Genomic DNA, 20,410 nt, shown 5'->3' on the forward strand with positions numbered 1-20,410 from the left:
TCCCGCCGTCTCCACCCGGATCGGTGCCGAAGGCGTGCACCGACGACGATAGGAGCGCCAGAAGAACGTGGCTGACGAGACGACAGGGCCAGAGGCCGGATCCACACCTCCCGGGTCGACTGGCTATGACGCCGGCAACATCACCGTTCTCGAGGGGCTCGAAGCAGTTCGCAAGCGCCCCGGCATGTACATCGGCTCCACCGGTGAGCGGGGTCTGCACCACCTGGTCTACGAAGTGGTGGACAACTCCGTGGACGAGGCGCTGGCCGGCTACTGCGACCACATCGAGATCACGTTGCTCGCCGACGGCGGTGTGCGGGTGCGGGACAACGGGCGCGGTATCCCGGTGGCGATGCACCCCAGCGAGGGCCGACCCACGGTCGAGGTGGTGATGACCATCCTGCACGCCGGCGGAAAGTTCGGCGGTGGTGGTTACGCCGTCTCCGGTGGTCTGCACGGCGTGGGCGTGTCCGTGGTGAACGCCCTTTCCTCCCGGATGGTCACCGAGGTGTGCCGCGACGGCTACCGCTGGCGCCAGGAGTTCGGCGAGGGCGGCCATCCAGTCGGTGAGCTGCAGCAGCTGGGGGCCACCGAGGAGACCGGCACCATCCAGACGTTCTGGGCGGACGAGACGATCTTCGAGACTACCGAGTACGACTTCGAGACCCTGCGCTCTCGGATGCAGCAGTACGCGTTCCTGAACAAGTCGCTGCAGATCACCCTCACCGACGAGCGGCACAACGGTACTGCCGACGAGGTCGCCGGTGAGGAAGACGAGGAGGAGGACGAGGCCGGACGCACCCGCACCGTCAGCTACAAGTACGACGGCGGGCTGGTCGACTACGTCAACCACCTCAACTCCGCCAAGCGCATCGAGGCAGTCCACCCGGAAGTCATCGACTTCGAGTCCGAGGACACCGAGCGGAAGATCTCCCTGGAGATCGCGATGCAGTGGACCGCTGCTTACACCGAGAGCGTGCACACCTACGCGAACACCATCAACACCTCCGAGGGGGGGACGCACGAGGAAGGCTTCCGGGCGGCACTGACCACGCTGATCAACCGGTACGCGCGGGAGAACAAGCTCCTCAAGGAGAAGGACGAGAACCTCACCGGGGACGACGTGCGCGAGGGGCTCACCGCCGTCATCTCCATCAAGCTCGGCGAGCCACAGTTCGAGGGGCAGACCAAGACCAAGCTGGGCAACACCGAAGCGCGCACGTTCACCCAGAAGGTGGTCTTCGACCAGCTCGGTGCCTGGCTGGAGTCGCACCCGAACGAAGCCCGGGACATCATCCGCAAGTCCGTGCAGGCTGCTGCGGCACGGTTGGCGGCGCGCAAGGCCCGCGAAGCGACCCGGCGCAAGGGGTTGCTCGAGGGTGGTGGTCTGCCCGGCAAGCTGAAGGACTGCTCGAGTCGAGACGCCTCGATCTGCGAGGTGTTCATCGTCGAGGGTGACTCCGCCGGCGGCTCGGCGGTGCAGGGTCGTAATCCGGAGACCCAGGCGATCCTGCCGATCCGCGGGAAGATCCTGAACGTGGAGAAGGCCCGTGTGGACAAGGCGATGGCCAACCAGGAGGTGCAGGCGCTGATCACTGCGTTCGGCACCGGGTTCGGTGAGGACTTCGACATCACGAAGCTGCGGTACCACAAGATCGTGCTGATGGCCGATGCGGACGTGGACGGCCAGCACATCTGCACCCTGCTGCTGACCTTGTTGTTCCGGTACATGCGTCCGCTGATCGAGAACGGGCACGTGTACCTGGCGCAGCCGCCGCTGTACCGGATCAAGTGGACCAACGCGCCGCACCAGTACGTGTTCAGCGACCGGGAACGGGACGCGATGGTGGCCGAGGGCCTGGCGAAGAACCATCGGCTGCCCAAGGACACCGGCATCCAGCGGTACAAGGGCCTGGGCGAGATGGACTACCGCGAGCTGTGGGAGACCACGATGGACCCGGACACCCGCACGCTGCGGCAGGTGACCATCGGCGAGGCCGCGGCGGCGGACGAGATCTTCTCGATCTTGATGGGCGAGGACGTGGAGTCACGCCGCTCGTTCATCCAGCGCAACGCCCGCGACGTGCGCTTCCTCGACGTCTGAGTAAGGAAAGTCTTCAGTGACCGACGACAACACCCCCCTGACCGGCGACGACACGGAGGCCGTGCTCACCGACCGGATCGAGCAGGTCGATCTGCAGCTGGAGATGCAGCGCTCCTACCTGGACTACGCGATGAGCGTGATCGTCTCCCGGGCGCTGCCCGATGTGCGCGACGGGCTCAAACCGGTGCACCGGCGGATCCTGTACGCGATGTTCGACGGCGGCTACCGGCCGGACTCCTCCTACTCCAAGTGCTCCCGCGTGGTCGGCGACGTGATGGGTCAGTTCCACCCGCATGGTGATACGGCGATCTATGACGCGATCGTGCGGCTGGTGCAACCCTGGTCGCTGCGGTACCCGCTGGTCAACGGTCAGGGCAACTTCGGCTCACCCGGTAACGACCCGGCGGCCGCACCCCGGTACACCGAGTGCAAGATGGCACCGCTGGCCATGGAGATGGTCCGCGACATCGACAAGGACACGGTCGACTTCGGGGACAACTACGACGGCCGGACCCAGGAACCGAAGGTGCTGCCCGCCCGGTTCCCGAACCTGCTCGTGAACGGCTCCTCCGGGATCGCCGTGGGCATGGCCACCAACATCCCCTCGCACAACCTGCGCGAGGTGGCCGACGGTGTGCACTGGCTGCTGGCGCACCCGGACGCTTCCGCCGAGGAGCTGCTCGGTGCGCTGCTGCAGCGGATCAAGGGACCGGACTTCCCCACCGGGGCGCAGATCCTGGGCATCAAGGGTATCGAGCAGGCCTACCGGACCGGGCGCGGGTCGATCACCATGCGCGCCGTGGTGGAGGTCGAGGAGATCCAGAACCGCACCTGCCTGGTGGTCAGCGAGCTGCCCTACCAGGTGAACCCGGACAACCTTGCGGCCAAGATCGCCGAGCTGGTCCGGGACGGGCGGATCCAGGGCATCGCCGACATCCGGGACGAAACCTCCGGTCGCGCCGGCCAACGCCTGGTGATCGTGCTGAAGCGCGACGCCGTGGCCAAGGTGGTGCTGAACAACCTGTACAAGCACACCCAGCTGCAGGAGACCTTCGGCGCGAACATGCTCGCCCTGGTGGACGGCGTGCCGCGCACGCTGAGCCTGGACGCGTTCATCCGGCACTGGGTCGCTCACCAGATCGATGTGGTGGTGCGCCGCACCCAGTGGCTGCTGAAGCAGGCCGAGGACCGGATCCACATCCTGCGCGGCCTGATCAAGGCGTTGGACGCGCTGGACGAGGTGATCGCCCTCATCCGCCGGTCCCCGACCGTGGAGGACGCCCGGCGCGGCCTGATCGAGCTGCTGGAGATCGACGAGATCCAGGCGAACGCCATCCTGGAGATGCAGCTGCGCCGGCTCGCGGCCCTGGAACGGCAGAAGATCCTGGACCAGTTCGAGGCGCTCGAGGCGGAGATCGCCGACTACAAGGACATCCTCGGCTCCCCGGACCGGCAGCGCACCATCGTGGGTGAAGAGCTCTCCCAGATCGTGGACAAGTACGGCGACGAGCGGCGCACCACGATCCTGCCCTTCGACGGGGACATGTCCATCGAGGACCTCATCCCCGAAGAGGACGTGGTGGTCACCATCACCCGCGGCGGGTACGCCAAGCGCACCCGTACGGACAACTACCGCGCCCAGCACCGTGGCGGCAAGGGGGTGCGCGGGGCACAGCTGCGCGGGGACGACATCGTGGACCAGTTCTTCGTCACGACGACGCACCACTGGTTGCTGTTCTTCACCAACCTGGGCCGGGTGTACCGGGCCAAGGCCTACGAGCTGCCCGAGGGCGGTCGGGACGCCAAGGGGCAGCATGTGGCGAACCTGCTGGCGTTCCAGCCCGACGAGCACATCACCCAGGTGCTCGCCATCCGGGACTACGAGCAGGCGGACTACCTGGTGCTGGCCACCAAGTCCGGTCTGGTGAAGAAGACCCGGCTGACCGAGTACGACTCCAGCCGCACCGGAGGCGTGATCGCGATCAACCTCCGCGAGTCCGCCGACGGACAGGTGGACGAGCTGGTCGCCGCCCGGGTGATCAACGTCGGCGAGGATCTGCTGCTGGTCTCCCGGAAGGGTCAGTCGCTGCGGTTCACCGCCACGGACGAGGCGCTGCGGCCGATGGGCCGAGCCACCTCCGGGGTGACCGGGATGAAGTTCCGCGACGACGACTCGCTGCTGTCGATGACCGTGGTCCGGGACGACTCGGACCTGTTCGTGGTCACCGAGGGCGGGTTCGGCAAACGCACCCGGGTCTCGGAGTACCGCGTGCAGGGTCGTGGCGGGCTCGGCATCAAGGTCGCGAACTTGGTCGAGGCTCGCGGCGACCTGGTCGGCGCACTGATCACCGACGCGGACGACGAGGTGCTGGTGATCATGGAGAAGGGCAAGATCGTGCGCACTGCGGTCAGCGAGGTGAACCTCACCGGCCGCACCACCCAGGGTGTGACCTTCGCCAAGCCGGACAAGGGCGACCGGATCATCGCGATCACCCGGAACCTGGAGTCTGTCGCCGAGGCCGAGGTGGAGGCCGGGGACGAGGATGCTGCCGGCGAGGACGGTGAAGCTCCAGCAGAGGGTGCCAGCACCAAGGATGATGGCGTACCGTCGTCCGCAGCATCGGCGGAAGGCGAGGACGAGAACCGATGAGCGAACCCACGCAGCACACCGGCAGCACACCGGTGCGCACCTCGGCACGGAACCTACCCACCACCGAGCGACCTGCGTCCATCCCACCCAGCGTCCCGCCAGCCGGGCAGGGCGGATCCTCCAGTGCCTCACGGCCGACCGGGCAGACGACGGCCGCGAGGCCGCATACCCCGGCTGGCAGCGGGTCACGACCGGTGGGCCCAGGTGCGGGCAGCAGCGGCACGAACCGTTCCACCTCCGGCTCCTCGGCACCCAGTGCGGCCCGCCCGGCGTCCTCCGGTTCGGTGGACACCGGTCCGCGACGGATCCGACTGGCGGTCAGCCGGATCGATCCGTGGTCGGTGATGAAGCTCTCCTTCCTGCTGTCCATCGCCATCGGCATCGGCATCGTGGTGGCTACTGCGGTGGTCTGGGGCGTGCTGAACTCGATGGAGGTGTTCGCAACCGTCCAGGACCTCATCGAGCAGATGGGCGCGATGGAGCAGTTCGGCGGGATGCTCGAGTACGTGGAGTTCTCCCGGGTGATCTCGGTGGCCACGGTGATCGCGATCGTGGACGTGGTGCTGCTCACCGCGCTGTGCACCCTCGGGGCGTTCATCTACAACCTCGTGGCCGCGATGGTCGGTGGGTTGCACCTGACCCTCACCGATGAGTGAGAGCGGTGCAGGGCCGCTTCTCGCCCGCGACGGCGCAGCTCGCCGTGGCGTGATCAGGCTCACGGGCACGTTTTGGTCGCACCAGCGCGGCTGAGGTAGTCTGCTGCTCGCACGCTCGCGTGAAGATCGCGGGCCCGGGGCCTATAGCTCAGTCGGTTAGAGCGCTTCCCTGATAAGGAAGAGGTCGCTGGTTCGAGTCCAGCTAGGCCCACGTCGCCCGCCTGCGGAGGGAGCATCCTCGTGAAGAAGGTCCTAGCCCTCGCCGCGCTGGCGGCAGCAGGGATCGTCGTGTGGCGCAAGGTGGCCGAGGACCGCGGCATCCGCCAGCAGTGGGAAGAGGTCACCGACCCGCTGCCGGAGTAAACTCGGATCCGGCGTGGACCGCGGTCCGGTCGCCAACCTGGCCGCAGAGCGCGCCGAACCACAACTACACACCAGGGGCCATGGCGCAATTGGTAGCGCACCTGCTTTGCAAGCAGGGGGTTACGGGTTCGAGTCCCGTTGGCTCCACAATTTCAGACGTACGAGAACACCTGACATCGGTGGAAGCTGGTGTTGGTGCGAGGGCGGCGAAGTGCGCGGCGCACAGCTGGTCGGGCGACACCGACCCAGCGACCAGGGCAACCGACGCCGGCCCACCACAAGCCGCACAGTTGCATCGTGGCGAGCGGATCGTGGTCGATGAGGCGGGGATGCTCGACCAAGACACCGCCCTCGCCCTATTCATCGTCGCCGCCGAGACGAGCGCAACCCTCGCACCCACCGCGAAGGACCAGCCTGCGAAGTTCGGGTCACGACCGATCAGGTAAACGCCGAACTCCGGTTACACGCCCCCGGGCGGGTTCTTGCGCAGACCTCGACGCCGGATCCGCCGACCGTCGGGGAGTTCCACGACGCCCTGGCCCGCTTCCAGGTGCTCGTCTGTCGTCACGCGCTGGCGCTGTAGCGTTGGCGGGCGGCTTCGCCGCTGGTGCCGATCGCCTCGCCCACCTCGCGCCAGGACAGACTTTGCTCGCGCGCAACGCGCACCGCTTCGGCAAGCTCTTTCTCGGCGGCGTCACGTCGCCAGGCGGCGAGCTTGACCGCCATCGTGGGCGGGAGGGGCGCGTCCTGATCGCCGGGCTTCGGGTTGTAGTTCTCGAAGGCGTCGGCGAACTCGTCGGCACGAGCCTTGATGTCTTCAATGGAGCGTCGAGTCATGGTGGTTCACCTCAGATACTTGGTTCGGGCCGGGCGCATGGCGTGAGCGATGGCGATGACACCGTGCCACTCGACCACGCCGACCTCCACGAGGGTGCCGGTGTCATCGGGGCCGATGAACACGGTCATCGAGTCGTCTTGCACGAAATGGCGGACAGGAAATCGGAGCGCGTGGAGCATGGCTTCATCCGTGACGCCGTGCCGGTGGGCACTGTCGAGATGATCGGTTCCGGCTCCATGTCACAAGTTTACTTGTCGCAAGGGAACTTGCCAAGCGTCACCGCGCTCTCGCCCACACCGTGCCGCGATGCACCCCGAACCGGCGGACCAGGGCGTTCACGCTGACGTCCTGCGCGCGGGCTGTTCGCATAGCGTCCACTTCCTCGTCGGTGAGGCGTGTTCGAGGTCGCTTCTGTTCCCGCAGCGTTCCATTGCTCCCACCAACTTGCCGCAGTCCGCTCCTCCTCGGCGGCATGCTGACGCATCTCGTTGTTCCGTCACAAAACCGCAGGTCAGCGACCCTTTCTCCTCTCGAGAGGGTCTCGTGTCTGTCTGCTCAGGTGTCTGGTCGACTTCTTCGGTGGTGGTTCGAACAGGGGCGCCCACTGCCCTCTCCTGGAGTAGATAGGCTGGTGGCGCATCAGAGACGGTGCTCACCGGCTCGGTCGAGTCGCGAAACGCCGTCTGACGCATGCGACGGAAGGGTGTTCCCCCATGACCGGCCACTCCCAAGGAATAGTTGACTCGCTCGACTTCAGTTCCGTCCTGGAACGCCAGGAACAAGGGGGAGTCACCCTCACCTTCACCGTGGCCACCGATGTCACCGGGAAGGCCGAGAAGGTGTCAGCGCTCACGTTGAAGAACCACGTGCGTGACGCCAAGGCGCGACTCGTGGAGTCGGGGATGCGGGAGGCCGCCGCGACCGAGCTTCTGGCGCCGGTGGCCGCGCTCGTCACGGACTCCTCGTACTGGCGGCTGCAGAGCCGCGGGTTGATCGTGTTCCTCGCCGAAGGATTCTTCCTGCCGGTGCGGGTGCCGATCGAGCTGGGCGACAGCGTGACCGTGGGTGAGGAGTTCAACCTGCTACCGCTCGCGCCGGTCCTGGCGAGCGACCGCAAGCTGTACGTACTCGCACTGGCGCAGAACTCGGTGCGGCTCTTCGACTCCACCCGGAACGTGATCGAGGAGCTGCCCCTGGAGAATGTCCCGGCCTCGTTCGACGAGGTGATCGACGAACTGCCGGAGCGAGAGCTGGACGTGCGCTCGGCCTCCGCCGGAGCGCAAGGCACGCCTAGCTTCCAAGGCAGCGGCCGAGATATCGACCGCTTCCTGCTGGAGAAGTACATCTCTGCCATCGGACAAGCGATCGGCACGCGGCTCGGCACTGCACGCTCACAGCCGCTCGTGCTCGCCGCTGTGGCCGAGTACCTGCCCATCTTCAGAGCGTCCTGCCCCTACCCTGCAGTCTTCGACGGAGTGATCGCCGGCAGCCCGGAGCGAGCGCTCCCGGACGAGCTGCGCTCCGCCGCCTGGCAACTGGTGAACAGCGAAGAGGAGGCCCGCGAGGCGGAGGAGCAGGACCGGGCCCGGTCGCTCGCCCACGCCGGCCGGGGTTCCTTCGATCTGGTGGAGATCGCCCAGGCTGCTGCCGAGGGCCGTGTGGACACTCTCTTCCTGCCCCGCGCTGAGGACGGGATCCGCGGTCAGGAGTCTCGGGAGCTGGCGAACCGTGCGCTGATCGAGACATTGAAGAACTCGGGCGTGCTGCGCACCCTGGGCGCGATCGACAGTGCGGGCCTGGCCACGTTCCGTTACTGAGCCGAGTGAGTGAAGAAGGACACCACCCGCCGCACCTCGGCCGGATCGCCTTCCACCTGCACCTCGGTCAGCGGTACCCCCTCGTAGAGCACGCCGATCCAGGTGGTGGAGTCGCCGGTCACGGTTGCGTGCGCTGCCGGCGCCGGGTCGCGGGTGATGGACAGCTCAGCAGCCCAGTCCAGTCGGTAGGTGTAGAGCTGACTGTCAGCGATCCGTCCGTCCCGAAGCCGGAGCTGCAGCTGCACCGGGGGATCCAGTACGACCGCCGGTGCCATGGTGAGCATCGACTGCACAGCGGCGTCCGGGGTGAGCCCGCAACCGTGCGGGCGCCACACCGGTGACGCCTGTGCCCACCGGCCCAGTGCACTGAACACCGGGCCCAGCTCCCGACCCCAGTCCGTGACCCGGTAGCCGGTGGCGCGGGCAGGCGCCGGTAGCTCCACCCTCTCGAGGAGACCGACAGCCTCCAGCTCGCGGAGCCGCGCGGTCAGCACCGCCGGAGTCACCCCCCGTACCCCCTCAGCGAGCTCGTTGAACCGCTTCGGCGCCAGCATGAGCTCGCGCAGCACGGGATACGTCCACCGGTCGCCGAGCAGCTCCATCGCATGCGCTGTGGCACAGGCATCCCCGTGGTCGGTGTAGGCACGCTTGGCTGGCACGCCGCCATCGTCTCACACAACTATGGACAACGAAGTTGTCACTATGGTAAACATAGTCGGTCAGTGCATTTCCGACGACGACGGAGCCATCGTGACCACTGAACCTGCACCGATCGTGAGCACCGGAGCCGGTGTCAGTCACGGCACTGTCACGTCCGCCGACGGCACCCGGATCGCCTGGAGCCGCCGCGGATCCGGACCCGACCTGGTGATGGTGCACTGCGTCGCCGTCTCCCGGTCGAGCACCCCGCAGCCCGCGCTCCCGGACGCCCTGGCCGAACACTTCACCGTCTGGACCTATGACCGCCGAGGAACGGGAGAGAGCGGGACCACCCCGCCCTACGCCGTCGAGCGGGAATTTGAGGACCTGAGGGCGATCATCGGCCTGGCCGAGGGACGCCCGGTGCTGGGTTACGGGTTCTCCTCCGGTGCGACGCTGCTGCTCCTCGCGGCGGAGGCCGGCGTGCCGCTCGTCGGGCTCGCACCGCTGGAACCGCCCCTGATGCCCGCCGATCCCCACTTCGACCTGCGTGCGGAGGCTCAGCGACGTATCGAGACCAGCCTCGCCGATGCGCACCACTGGTTCAACACCGAGGTCGTCGGGGTCCCGGCCGAGATTCTCGAGCAGATGCCACCGCCGACCGAGAACGATCTGCAGAACACCGCGACGATCGTGCACGAGCTCACCTTCCTGCCCGGCACGTCCGCACAGCGGTTCGCCGGCCTGCGGACGCCCATCGTGGTGATCTCCTCCGACGCCACCGACCCGACGATGCTCGCCGGAGTACAAGAGCTCGCCGCGACGATCCCCTCCGCCTCGGCGGCGATCGTGCCCGGCGAGTGGCACGGCGTGGACGACGCTACCCTCACGCTGACGATCCGCGACTTCGCCGCCGGACTCCGGTGAGCCGGCCCTGATCCGGCTCCGTCACCGGTCGGTGCACCCGGACTCACCGCCGCAGCTGGAAGTGCCGCCCGGTGATCTGCTTCACCTCGATCGCTACGAACGTGCCCTTCCAGCCGGCCGTCCACGGCGGGGGCAGCACTGCCTCGGCCCGGGCCTGCTCCACCCCCGTGCGCAGCTCACGTGCCGGACCCTTGGCCACCACGCTGGTCGCCACCTCGTCGTTGACCTGGTCGGCCTCGAAGGCCACCCGTTCGCTCATGTGCATACCGAGCAGCTTGCTGCCCTCCGCAGTGCGAAACAGCACCCGGTCACCATCGACGACCGCGTTGATCGGCACGATGTTCACCTCATCAGCCGTCCGGTAGGCCAGGCGCCCGAAGCTGCAGCCGCGGAGGAAGTCCCAGCACTCCTGCTCGCTCAGCTCGGTCGTCCGCTCCGGTTCAGCGGCCTGGTCCCAGATCGTCGTCATCACCGCTCACCTCCGTGCCCTCCGTCGATGGTTCCTCCAACGTACGGCCAAAGCCGTCCGACGGCCCGGACTTAGGTCCTGAGGAGCACGCGGTGCCGCCGAGAACTGCACCTGAGACGGCCAGAACGCCGGCCCGCACGCGCGTCCGCGGTTGCATCGGCGAATGTTAGTTACTAACGTTCACAGCGTGAGCAGATGGCAGCGGACGCACGAACAGCTCAGCCAAGCAGCCCTGGAGCTGTTCACCGAGCACGGATACGAGGCCACCGGCACCGCTCAGATCGCCCAACGGGCCGGCGTCAGCGAGATGACCCTGTTCCGGCACTTCCCCACCAAGGAAGCGCTGCTGCTCACCGACCCGTTCGATCCGGTCATGGCGAAGGCCGTGCGTGAGCGCCCGGAGGAGGAAGCTCCGATGCAGGCGCTGACCGCCGGCATCGGACAGGTCTGGCACACCATCGACGACGATGCTCTGCGAACCTTGCGTGGGCGGCTCCGGATCATCGCTCGCGCTCCGGCCCTGCGTGGAGCCATCGAGCGGAACAGCGAGGCCAGCGCCAGTGCCCTGACCGCCGCCCTGGAGGACCGAGGCGTCGACCGGCCGCAGGCGCACGTGGCCGCAGCCGCGGTCATCGCGGGGCTCAGCGCCGCCCTGCAGACCTGGGCGATGACCGAGGATGCCGATCTGCAGCACACGCTCGCCTCTGCCCTGGCGGTGCTGGCCGGTGAGTAGCGTGCTGAGCTTCCACGGTGTGACCCGCGCCTTCCGCACCGGCGCCGGCGTGCACCGGCTCACCTTCCAGCTCGGCGAAGGTGAGATCGTGGCGCTGATCGGGCTCAACGGTGCCGGCAAGACCACCCTGATGCGCCTGGCACTCGGCATGCTCCGGGCCCAGCAGGGCACAGTGCGCCTGTTCGGCCGACCACTGCCCAGCCTGCCGACCGCCGCCTGGTCGGAGGTAGGCGCCCTGGTCGAACGCTCGACGGCCTACCCCGAGCTGACCGTGGCCGAGAACCTGGACATCGCCCGCAGGCTACGCGGCGGCGCACGCCACGTCGTCACCGCGGCGATCACCGCCTGGCAGCTGGACCAGCTCACCGACCGCCGGTACCGCACGCTGTCCCAGGGGAACCGGCAACGCGTCGGCCTGGCCGCCGCCCTGCAGCACCAGCCGCGCCTGGTCGTGCTCGACGAGCCGAGCAACGCTCTCGATCCGGCTTCGGTGCTGCTGCTGCGCGCTGAGCTGCTGCGCCGCGCCCGCGCCGGTGCTGCGGTCCTGGTCAGCAGCCACCACCTGGACGAGGTCGCCCGGATCGCCGACCGGGTGCTGCTGCTGAACGCCGGCCGGCTGATCGGCACGCTGGACACCACCGGCCCCGACCTGGAACGGGCCTTCTTCGAACGCATCCGCACCGACGACGAACTCCGCCGTGCCCAGGAGCCGGCATGAACGCAGCCCTGGTCGTGGAGGCCCTGAAGCTCCGCCGTTCCCCGGTCGGTCTGCTCGCGACGTGCGCACTGCTGGCCGGCACCCTCCTGCTGCTCGGCGGAATCACTGCTGCCGTGGTCGAGGGCAACCCGCAGATCATCGCCAAGGCCGGTCCGGCGGCGAGCCTGGACTGGTCCGGGCTGACCGCAGGTGCCGCCCAGATCACCTCCGCCGGCGCTCTGATCGCTTTCGGGGTGGTGCTCGCCTGGATGTTCGGCCGGGAGTTCGCCGACGGCACCATCACCGGCCTGTTCGCGCTGCCGGTCAGCCGCGGTCGGATCGCCCTGGCGAAGCTCGCCGTGTACGCGGGATGGGTGCTGCTGGTCAGCATCACCCTCCCGCTCGGCGTGCTCGCCCTCGGTCTGCTCCTCGGCTACGGCCACCCGGGCGCCGAGGTATGGCGCAGCCTCGCCCGACTGTGCCTGCTGACCGCGCTCACCGGTGCAGCCGCCGCCCCGGTGGCCTGGGTCACCACTCTCGCCCGGTCTTTGCTCGCCGGGGTCGGCACCACGATCCTGCTCGTCGTCCTCGCCCAGGTCGGCGTGCTGGCCGGCAGCGGCGGCTGGCTCCCGCTGGCCGCCCCGGCACTGTGGGCCCTCAGCGGTGGACAGGCCGTCGACCCAGTGCAGCTCGCCCTCACGGTGGCGCTCGCCCTCGTGTCCGCCACCCTCACCGGCACCGCGTGGAGCCGCCTCCAGCTGGATCGCTGACCCGGCCGGGCTGCTGGTCTGGCTGCACCGCTGGACGTGACTGCGCACACATGGCTGCACCGGCCTGCCGCAGCCTGCGACGGTAGGATCGAGGGCAGGTAAGGCAGGAGCGAAGAGAACATGACGAGCGGCGTGAGCGCCCCGGACACCGGCCGGGACGCAGCCCTCGCCGCGAAGTCGGACCGTCCGGGTCTGCGTGCGCGGCTGGGCCGGTACTACTCCCTGACCAAACCCGGTGTGCTGTACGGCAACGTGCTCACCGCGGCGGCCGGGTTCTTCCTCGCCAGCGGCCGCGGCACCCCCACGCTCGGGCTGTTCCTGGCACTGATGGTCGGTACCACGCTGATCATCGCCTCCGCGTGCGTGCTGAACAACGTGCTGGACCGGGACATCGACCAGCGGATGGAACGCACCAGCACCCGCGCCACGGTGACCGGCAGCATCCCGGCGCGGAACGCCGTCCTCTTCTCGGTCGTGATGGGCCTGGTCGGCCTGGCGATCCTGGTGCTGTGGACCAACGCGCTCGTGGTCGCCACCGGCATCGGCGGGTTCATCACCTACGTGTGGCTCTACGGTGCGCTGTCGAAGCGGATGTCGCTGCACGGCACCCTGGTCGGCAGCGTGTCCGGTGCCGCCCCGATCCTCGCCGGCTACCTGGCCGTCTCCGGCCGCGTGGACGCCGGTGCGGTGCTCGCGTTCGCCATGCTGTTCCTGTGGCAGATGCCGGAGTTCTACTCCATCGCCATCTACCGGCGGGAGGAGTACGCCCGCGCCGGGGTACCGGTCATCTCCGTGGTCAAGGGCGAGCGCACGACGGCGGTGCACATCCTGGCCTACACGGTCGCCTTCGTGGTGGTCACCCTGCTGCTGCCGGTGTTCGGGTACGTCGGCCTGGTCTACACCATCGCCATGGCCGCGCTCGGCGGATGGTGGATCTACCTGGGCGTCCTCGGTCTGCGCAGCTCGCAGCCGGCAACCTGGGCGCGCCGGATGTTCCGCTTCTCCATGGTGATGATCCTGGCGCTGTGCGTCATGGTCTCGGTGGGCCCGTTCCTGCCCTGAGAACCGACGCCGCCGGCACCCCCTTTCGCACTGGAATCCCGTGAGCGCATTGGAACCGGGATAGAAGGGTGTTCCAATGCGGCAAGGGTGTTCGAGTGCGACCAGGGCACCAGGTGCAGTCAGCCGCTGGTGCGCTCGTACTGCCGTGCCCGGCCCTGGATGCCGGTGAACCGGAACGGTGCCTTGGTCACCCGCGGGGTCTGCACGTCCACGCCGCTGGGCAGCTCGGTCGCGTGCAGCTCCCGGTACTCCGCCACCTCCAGCGGCACCCGGGCATCGAGCACCTCCAGCACCCGGCGGGCCCGGGCGGAGTCCGCGTAACCGGGGGCCACGATGCCGGTGAGGAACTCGCTCACCGACCCCGATCCGTAGCTGAACAGGCCGACCCGCTTACCGGCCAGGTCCTGCTCGTGGTCCAGCAGCGCCGCCAGCGAGGCGTACAGGGAGGCGGCGTAGGTGTTCCCCAGCCGCCGGTTGTACACCGACCCGGTCTCCAGCCCGTCCGCGGCGATCTCCCCGCCTGCGTGCCGGGCGAGGCGCTGCTGTGCCTTCTTCGCCATCTTGGTGAACGGTTGGTGGTACACGATCCGCTCGATCGATCCCAGGTCCGGACCGCCCTGGGCGGCCAGGTCGTCCCAGGCGCCGGTGAGCGCGTCCAGGTAGGCACGGATGGACAGCGCCCCGTCCACCACGGCGGTGCTGGAGTCGTTCGGCCGCCAGAAGTCGTCCACGTCGGCAGTGTGCACACCGGAGACCGGCTCGATCTCCACCAGCGCCGGGTTCGCGCTCACCAGCATGGCCACCGCACCGGCACCCTGGGTGGGCTCACCTGGGCTGTCCAGCTCGTAGCGGGCCACGTCCGCGGCGATCACCAGCACCTTCTCCTGCGGGGAGCGGCTGAGGATCCCGACCGCCGCCTGCAGCGCCGCCGTGGCCGAGTAGCAGGCCTGCTTCAGCTCGACCGTCCGCACCCCCGCGGGCAGCCCGAGCAGCTGGTGTATCCACACCCCAGCGGCCTTGGACTGGTCCAGCCCGGACTCGGTGGCCACGAGCAGCGTACGGATCCCCTCGATGCCGTTCCGCTCCAGCAGCGGCAGCGCAGCAGCAGCCCCCATGGTCACGATGTCCTCGTCCGGGGCGGGCATGCTCATCTCGTCCTGCCCGATACCGAGCCGGTACTTGTCCGGGTCGGTGCCGTTCGCCTCGGCGAGGGTGGTCAGGCTGAGCACGTGGTGGGTCGTGGCCAGCTCGAGGTCGTGGATACCGATCGGTGTCATCAGTGTGCTACTTCGTTCCGCTCCAGGCGCCGGTGCGCCGTCATGAGCTCTCCTGGGTTGGTCTGTGCGGCGAGTAGGGACAGCTCACCACAGAGGACGGTCGCGGCCATCACCGCCGCAAGACGGCGGGAGTTCACCCCTGGTTCGGCCTCCTGTCTGCAACCGAGGCGCTCCAGTGCATATTCCACGTGCGGCAGGTGCTTGCCGTTGCCGACCGTGCCGACGATCAGGTGCGGCACCGTGCAGGAGAAGTACAAGCCCTGCTCGCGCACCTCCGCATATGTGATGCCCTGCGAGCCCTCGACGATGTTCGCTGCGTCCTGCCCGGTGGCCAGGTAGAACGCCAGCAGCATGTTCGCATAGTGCGCGTTCGCCGAGCGCAGCGCCCCAGCGATCGTGGAGCCGACGAGGTTCTTGCGCACCACCAGGTCGGTGATCGCGGCCGCGTCCGAACGCAACGTGCGGCGCACCACCTCGTGCGGGACGAGGATGTCGGCGACGACGTTGCGTCCCCTGCCGAGCACCCCGTTGACTGCTGTGGCCTTCTTGTCCGAGCAGTAGTTGCCGGAGATGGATCCGTAGTCCAGCCCCAGGTCCCAGGACAGGATGGTCTCCATCAGCGCCTCCGCAGCGCCGGTGACCATGTTGTGCCCGGAGGCGTCCCCGGTGGACAGCGCGAACCGCACGAACAACAGGTTCCCGACGATCTCCGGGTGGGCCTCCAGCAGCCGGGCGTACCGGCTGCCCGCGGTGACCACGTCCTGCAGCTCGGTCAGCCGTGCGCGGACCTGCTCCGAGGCGGCGTACGCCACCTGGGCGTCCGGCGCCACGAACAGCACCGACCGGGTCATCCGCTCGTCGACCACCACGGCGTGGATGCCGCCGTCGACCTTCTGCGAGACCCGGGCGCCGCGACCGACCGACGGCCACAACGGGGTCTCGTAGGTGGCCAGCGGCACCTCGACGTCCCCGGTCACGGCGTTCCCGCTCAGCCGCAACGGTCCCACCCAGCGGGTCGGAAGCTCAGTGGTGGGCGGAGCGGACTGGTGCACTGCGTGGTCCTCGTTCTTGGTGGCGGTCATGAGCGGTACCTGTCGCTGCGGTGGGCCAGCCGGGTGAGGTCGATGCCGCGCAGGTGGCAGAACTCTGCCAGCTGTCCACCCACCAGCAGGTCCACCTGGGTGAGCTCTGCGGGGGTGCGGACCCCGAGCAGGCCGAGCACCGCCGTCGTCTGCTCCTGCCACGCCCGCACCAGCGGGACGAGCGCCTCGGCACCGCCGGCCAGCACCGTCTTCAGGAACACGCCGGCCACGCCGACGGCCCGCGCACCGCAGGCCAGGGCCTTGACCACGTCGTAGGGGTGGCGCACCCCACCGGAGGCGAGCAGCTCGGGGGCATCACCCGGAGCGTCCAGCAGGCAGGCGGGGGCGGACTGGCCGAACCCGGACAGGCTCGAGTAGTCCAGCATGCTGCCGGTGCGGCGGTCGTTCTCGATGCTGAGGAAGTCGGTGCCGCCGCGGCCGCTGACGTCCGCCAGCTGCACGCCCAGGCCGGCCAGGGTGCTCAGTGTGCGCCGGCTCAGCCCGAAACCGACCTCCTTGACGATCACCGGCACCGGGCAGGCGGCCACGATCTGCTCCACCGACCGTGCCCAGGTGCTGAAGTCGCGGCTGCCCTCCGGCATCACGGTCTCCTGCACGGCGTTCAGGTGCAGCTGCAGCGCATCCGCACCGAGCAGCTCCACCGCGCGGACAGCGTCCTGGGCGCTGCGCCCGGCGCCGAGGTTGGCCATCACGAACCCGTGCGGGTTCTCTTGGCGGATCACCGTGAAACCCGCAGCAGTGTCCGGTTCGTCGAGGGCCACCGAGATGGACCCCGAGGCGATCGGCATCCCGGTCTCCGCCGCAGTGATCGCCAGCTCCCGGTTGATCTGGGCGGTCTTCTCGGTGCCGCCGGTCATGCCGTTGACGTAGAACGGGACCGGCCAGCGCCAGTTGCCCACCGCCGCGGTGAGGTCCACCTCGTCGGTGGAGACCGCCTCCAGCGCATGGTGCACGACGTGCAGGTCGTCGAAGTCCGTGCGCGGTGCCGGGACGCTGTGCTGCTGCTCGGCCAGCCGCACGTGGTCGTCCTTGCGGGCGGCGCGCCGGGAGTCGACGGTCATCGCTGACTCCCTTCCGGCGGGTGGACCAGCAGGCCCAGGTGCCTGATGTCGTGGTTCTCCCACTCAGCGAGGATACCGGTCGCCGAGACTGCCGCAGGAGTGAGCACGATGCCACAGTCCCCACCGCCGGCCCCCGACGGCTTGCCACCGGCACCGTGCCGCTCGGCGATCTCGCACAGGTCCCGCAACATGTCCGTCTCGATCCGGATGCCGGAGGCCTGCGCCAACCGGTGCAGCACCCGCCGCGCCCGACGCACCACGGCCACCGCTGCCGAGGAGTCCCCGGCGGCCAGTGCGGCCACCAGGTCCTCCACGCAGGCCCGGCTCTCGGCGAGGAACTCCTGGTACGAGGTGCCGCTGTGCTGCACCCCGGCGACGAGGATCTCGGTGGACGCGGGTGTGCCGGTCCAGCCGACGAGCAGGTGCAGCCCTTCTGGCTCCGGCAGCGGGCGCACGCTGAACGGCGCCCAGCCGGGAGCGTCCATCGTGGCCGTCACCCCGTGGCCGTGCAGGTGCTCGGCCAGTGCGGCCCGGTCCGGTGAGCTGTACCGGATCCAGCCGCCGAACGTGCTCGCGGCCAGATCGCCGCCGGAAGCCCGCGGGGTGACGGCGATCGTGGCCAGCAGGGCCAGCTTGAACCGCTCCAGCGGGGTCAGGTGCAGCTGGTAGAACTCGTCCAGCGCGGCGATCATCGCCACGGTCACCGCCGCCGAGGAGCCGAGCCCGAACTTGCGGCCGCTGGTGTCCTGCAGCTCGGAGTGGATGTGCACGTCGAAGTAGGCCGGCTCCAGACCGCGGTCGGCGCGCAAGGCGTCCACAGTGCGCAACGTGGAGATCACGTAGTCCCGCGGGTCGTGCTCGACGACGATGCTCCCGTGGTCCGCCTCCCTCGCCCAGACCAGGGGGCCCCGTTGGTAGGCGCTGGAGTGCACCCGGCCCACCCCGGCCGCAGGTTCGCCCACCTCCAGCTGCACGGTCAGGTACCGGTCCACCGCCACCAGCACGGCCGGCTGCCCGGGCTCGACCACGGCGTACTCCCCGGCGATGTACAGCTTGCCGGGTGCCTGCGCGCGGATCACGACCCGGCCTCGGTGCTCGCCTCGGCAGCAGCGGGCACCTCGGTCCCGGACAGCAGATGTGCACCGGGACCGGCGCCGGTGGTCCGCACCTGCTCCGGGCCGACGACGTCCCTCAGCCGGGCTGCCACGGCCTCGGCCTGCTCCGGTCGCACCAGCACGGCGACGTTCGGTCCCGCGTCCGCTGTGGAGTAGGCCTCCACGCCCTCCTCGCGCAGGGCCACGACGGCGTCCATCACCTCGATGCTGCGTGGTTGCAGGTACCGGATCGGCGGCTCGGTCGAGGCGATCAGTCCGTGCATGCGCAGCGCGTGCGCCTCGGTGATCTGCCCGATCCGGGTGAAGTCGCCGGCACGGCAGGCTGCGACCATCTCGGTCAACGTGGTCTCCGTGCTGGTGATCCACGCAACGAAGTACGGGGAGCTGCTCGCGGTACGGCGCATCGCCTCCCGAGACGAGATCGCCTTGGCCGCGCAGTCCACTGTGGCGACGACCATGGCCAGGTCCGGGGCGGGCACCGGTTCGGCGAACGAGGTCTCGTCGTCGGTGCCGGCGTGCCAGATCGCCACGTTCCCGATCACCGACCGGGCCGCTGAGCCGGAGCCACGGCGGGCCAGGCGGCTCAGCGCCGACGTGTCCAGGTCCAGGCCGTAGGCGGCCGCAGCGGCGGTGGCCAGCGCAGCGAACCCGGAGGCGGAGGAGGCCAGGCCCGCACCTGTGGGAGCCTCGTTCACCGACCGGACCGAGGCTCGGGTGGTGGCGCCGGCGCGCTCGCGGACCAGGTCGAGGAATGCGGTGACCCGCTGTGCAGCGGTGCCGGTGGCCGCGGCACCGTTGAGCTCGAAGGTGTCTTGATCACGGCCAGGGTCCAGACGGACGGTGGTGGTGGTGGGAAACGCATCCAGGGTCAGCGACAGGCTGCCGGCGACCGGGAGGATGAGGTCCTCGTCGCGCTTCCCCCAGTACTTCACCAGCGCCAGGTTCGGGAAGGCGCGGGCCGTGGCCGCGCCCGGGGCGCTCGCCTGGCTCATCGGGCGGGCACCGTGGTGGTCCAGGTGCGCGGGGCGCCCGCAGCACGCAGCGCGGACCCGAGCTGTTCGGCGTGCTCGGTGGAGCGGGCCAACGCGATGATGCAACCACCCTGGCCGCCGCCGGTGAGCTTGGCGCCGGCAGCGCCGGCCGCGAGGGCGGCAGCCACCAGGGCATCCAGCCGGTGGTCGCTGACGCCTAGCCCAGCGAGCAGGTGGTGCGTCTGGGTCATCCGCTCACCCAGGGCAACCCCGTCCCCACGGGTCAGGTCGCCGGTGGCGGCCTCGGTGAGGGTAGCGATCCGGTCGATCACGGTGTCCACTGCGGCCGGGTCGGCGTCCCGACGGGCACGGACCTGGGCCACCGCCTGGGCGGTGGAGCCGGACGCACCGGAGTCGGCGAGGGTGAACACCAAGGGGCTACCGACCCGCACCGGGCTCGCCTGACCGCGCTGGAACCGGATCGGACCACCGGTCGTGACCGCACGCGCATCCAGACCGCTCGGATGGCCGTGCGCCACCCGCTCCGCCTCCTGCACGATCCCGTACAGCGCGTCCGGGGACAGTTCGGCACCCCCCAGGTCCGCCACCGCCCGGGCCACGGCTGCGGCGACCGCGGCGCTGGAGCCCAGACCCCGTTCGTAGGGCACCGAGCTGCGGATCTGCACCCGGGCACCGGACAGGGACGGTTGATGGTCGAGCGCGGCACGTACCGCGGTGAGCACCGGCCACAGCCTGGCCGGGGCCTCGGCAGCCGGTCCGGTGAACAGCTCGCTGCCGAGGAGGATGGCCTCGGCCGGGGCGACGTCAGCGTGCACGCCCAGACCGTGCACCGGGAGCGCCAACGCGGGTGCGCCGTAGACGGCAGCGTGCTCGCCGAGCAGGATCGCCTTCGCATGCGCAGCACCGGCGCCCGTGCTCGTACCGGTCCTGGCGCCGCCCGCAGGGTACGCGAGGCTCGCGTGGGCAGGCGTAGGCGTCCGCACAGTCGGTTCCGTTCCGTCGGTGGTCAGATACCTAGGTTAGGACCGGAATGTGCACGAAATGTGTGTAACCGGGCCGTCGACGGTACTTCCGCGGGGTGGGAGGGCCGCAGAGTGTGGAACCTCACTCTCCGGGCCCGCCCGGATCGGGGGTTGT

The 20,410-nt window shown here is 69.3% G+C and carries 20 protein-coding genes and 2 tRNA genes; 12 read left to right on the forward strand and 10 right to left on the reverse strand.

Translation table 11 applies throughout. From position 1 onward, the window contains the following. Positions 1 to 67 precede the first annotated feature (67 nt). The 6 genes from gyrB to K338_RS0106205 all read left to right on the forward strand — a co-directional run bounded on the left by gyrB (position 68) and on the right by K338_RS0106205 (position 5,920). Entirely contained in the window at positions 68 to 2,104 is a 2,037-nt protein-coding gene (gene gyrB, locus K338_RS0106180) for a DNA topoisomerase (ATP-hydrolyzing) subunit B (RefSeq protein ID WP_022917308.1), read from the forward strand. Positions 2,105 to 2,120: 16 nt separating this feature from the next. Next, a complete protein-coding gene (gene gyrA, locus K338_RS20850) occupies positions 2,121 to 4,754 on the forward strand; it encodes a DNA gyrase subunit A (RefSeq protein ID WP_022917309.1) in 2,634 nt (877 codons plus the stop codon). 194 nt (positions 4,755 to 4,948) lie between these two features. Next, positions 4,949 to 5,410: a DUF3566 domain-containing protein gene (locus K338_RS0106190; RefSeq protein WP_027286501.1), complete on the forward strand. Its 462-nt coding sequence runs from the start codon at positions 4,949 to 4,951 to the stop codon at positions 5,408 to 5,410. A gap of 137 nt (positions 5,411 to 5,547) precedes the next feature. Next, positions 5,548 to 5,621, forward strand: a tRNA-Ile gene (locus K338_RS0106195). Between the two features lie 29 nt (positions 5,622 to 5,650). Continuing rightward, on the forward strand, positions 5,651 to 5,773 hold the full coding sequence (locus tag K338_RS25955) for a DLW-39 family protein (RefSeq protein ID WP_022917311.1): 123 nt from the start codon (positions 5,651 to 5,653) through the stop codon (positions 5,771 to 5,773). A 74-nt stretch (positions 5,774 to 5,847) separates the two neighbouring features. After that, positions 5,848 to 5,920: transfer RNA gene (locus tag K338_RS0106205), tRNA-Ala, on the forward strand. Positions 5,921 to 6,337: 417 nt separating this feature from the next. On the opposite strand, the gene K338_RS0106215 is transcribed toward K338_RS0106205, so the two are convergent. Continuing rightward, complete coding sequence (locus K338_RS0106215) at positions 6,338 to 6,610, reverse strand: hypothetical protein (RefSeq protein ID WP_022917313.1); 273 nt, start codon at positions 6,608 to 6,610, stop codon at positions 6,338 to 6,340. Positions 6,611 to 6,616: 6 nt separating this feature from the next. Further along, positions 6,617 to 6,739 carry a hypothetical protein gene (locus K338_RS26385; protein ID WP_281166603.1) on the reverse strand — a complete coding sequence of 41 codons (123 nt, stop codon included), beginning with the start codon at positions 6,737 to 6,739 and terminating at the stop codon, positions 6,617 to 6,619. 585 nt (positions 6,740 to 7,324) lie between these two features. On the opposite strand from K338_RS26385, the gene K338_RS0106225 reads away from it, so the two are divergent. Beyond that, complete coding sequence (locus tag K338_RS0106225) at positions 7,325 to 8,428, forward strand: baeRF3 domain-containing protein (protein WP_027286502.1); 1,104 nt, start codon at positions 7,325 to 7,327, stop codon at positions 8,426 to 8,428. Here K338_RS0106225 and K338_RS24325 read toward each other — a convergent pair. Then, the gene (locus tag K338_RS24325; RefSeq protein ID WP_022917316.1) at positions 8,422 to 9,087 is read right to left on the reverse strand and encodes a winged helix-turn-helix transcriptional regulator; all 666 of its coding nucleotides are present in this window, start codon (positions 9,085 to 9,087) and stop codon (positions 8,422 to 8,424) included. The genes K338_RS0106225 and K338_RS24325 overlap by 7 nt on opposite strands. A 91-nt stretch (positions 9,088 to 9,178) precedes the next feature. On the opposite strand from K338_RS24325, the gene K338_RS24330 reads away from it, so the two are divergent. Beyond that, positions 9,179 to 9,994, forward strand: a complete 816-nt coding sequence (locus tag K338_RS24330; protein WP_022917317.1) for an alpha/beta fold hydrolase — start codon at positions 9,179 to 9,181, stop codon at positions 9,992 to 9,994. 43 nt (positions 9,995 to 10,037) lie between these two features. On the opposite strand, the gene K338_RS0106240 is transcribed toward K338_RS24330, so the two are convergent. Continuing rightward, the gene (locus K338_RS0106240; protein WP_040653133.1) at positions 10,038 to 10,463 is read right to left on the reverse strand and encodes a pyridoxamine 5'-phosphate oxidase family protein; all 426 of its coding nucleotides are present in this window, start codon (positions 10,461 to 10,463) and stop codon (positions 10,038 to 10,040) included. Between the two features lie 187 nt (positions 10,464 to 10,650). Between K338_RS0106240 and K338_RS0106245 the strand changes: the two genes are divergently transcribed. From K338_RS0106245 to cyoE, 4 genes are all read left to right on the forward strand, one after another. Continuing rightward, entirely contained in the window at positions 10,651 to 11,196 is a 546-nt protein-coding gene (locus tag K338_RS0106245; protein ID WP_022917318.1) for a TetR/AcrR family transcriptional regulator, read from the forward strand. After that, a complete protein-coding gene (locus K338_RS0106250; protein WP_027286504.1) occupies positions 11,189 to 11,914 on the forward strand; it encodes an ABC transporter ATP-binding protein in 726 nt (241 codons plus the stop codon). The genes K338_RS0106245 and K338_RS0106250 overlap by 8 nt, the downstream gene beginning before the upstream one ends. Further along, positions 11,911 to 12,663, forward strand: a complete 753-nt coding sequence (locus K338_RS0106255) for an ABC transporter permease (protein ID WP_022917320.1) — start codon at positions 11,911 to 11,913, stop codon at positions 12,661 to 12,663. Before K338_RS0106250 ends, K338_RS0106255 begins: the two co-directional genes overlap by 4 nt. A gap of 120 nt (positions 12,664 to 12,783) precedes the next feature. Then, the gene (cyoE, locus tag K338_RS0106260) at positions 12,784 to 13,725 is read left to right on the forward strand and encodes a heme o synthase (protein ID WP_022917321.1); all 942 of its coding nucleotides are present in this window, start codon (positions 12,784 to 12,786) and stop codon (positions 13,723 to 13,725) included. A 119-nt stretch (positions 13,726 to 13,844) separates the two neighbouring features. On the opposite strand, the gene K338_RS0106265 is transcribed toward cyoE, so the two are convergent. From K338_RS0106265 to mvk, 6 genes are read right to left on the reverse strand one after another with little or no spacing between them, the layout of a single operon-like run. Further along, a complete protein-coding gene (locus K338_RS0106265) occupies positions 13,845 to 15,002 on the reverse strand; it encodes a hydroxymethylglutaryl-CoA synthase (RefSeq protein ID WP_022917322.1) in 1,158 nt (385 codons plus the stop codon). Beyond that, positions 15,002 to 16,084 (reverse strand): hydroxymethylglutaryl-CoA reductase, encoded by a 1,083-nt coding sequence (locus K338_RS0106270; protein WP_022917323.1) that lies wholly within the window; start codon positions 16,082 to 16,084, stop codon positions 15,002 to 15,004. The genes K338_RS0106265 and K338_RS0106270 overlap by 1 nt, the downstream gene beginning before the upstream one ends. Further along, positions 16,081 to 17,166 carry a type 2 isopentenyl-diphosphate Delta-isomerase gene (gene fni, locus K338_RS0106275; RefSeq protein WP_022917324.1) on the reverse strand — a complete coding sequence of 362 codons (1,086 nt, stop codon included), beginning with the start codon at positions 17,164 to 17,166 and terminating at the stop codon, positions 16,081 to 16,083. Before fni ends, K338_RS0106270 begins: the two co-directional genes overlap by 4 nt. After that, the gene (locus K338_RS0106280) at positions 17,163 to 18,245 is read right to left on the reverse strand and encodes a phosphomevalonate kinase (protein ID WP_022917325.1); all 1,083 of its coding nucleotides are present in this window, start codon (positions 18,243 to 18,245) and stop codon (positions 17,163 to 17,165) included. The genes fni and K338_RS0106280 overlap by 4 nt, the downstream gene beginning before the upstream one ends. Further along, complete coding sequence (mvaD, locus tag K338_RS0106285; protein WP_022917326.1) at positions 18,242 to 19,273, reverse strand: diphosphomevalonate decarboxylase; 1,032 nt, start codon at positions 19,271 to 19,273, stop codon at positions 18,242 to 18,244. Before mvaD ends, K338_RS0106280 begins: the two co-directional genes overlap by 4 nt. After that, the gene (gene mvk / locus K338_RS20870; protein WP_022917327.1) at positions 19,270 to 20,256 is read right to left on the reverse strand and encodes a mevalonate kinase; all 987 of its coding nucleotides are present in this window, start codon (positions 20,254 to 20,256) and stop codon (positions 19,270 to 19,272) included. The genes mvaD and mvk overlap by 4 nt, the downstream gene beginning before the upstream one ends. Positions 20,257 to 20,410 lie beyond the last annotated feature (154 nt).

It is taken from the genome of Ruania albidiflava DSM 18029, assembly GCF_000421225.1.
GTDB classification, from domain to species: Bacteria; Actinomycetota; Actinomycetes; order Actinomycetales; family Beutenbergiaceae; genus Ruania; species Ruania albidiflava.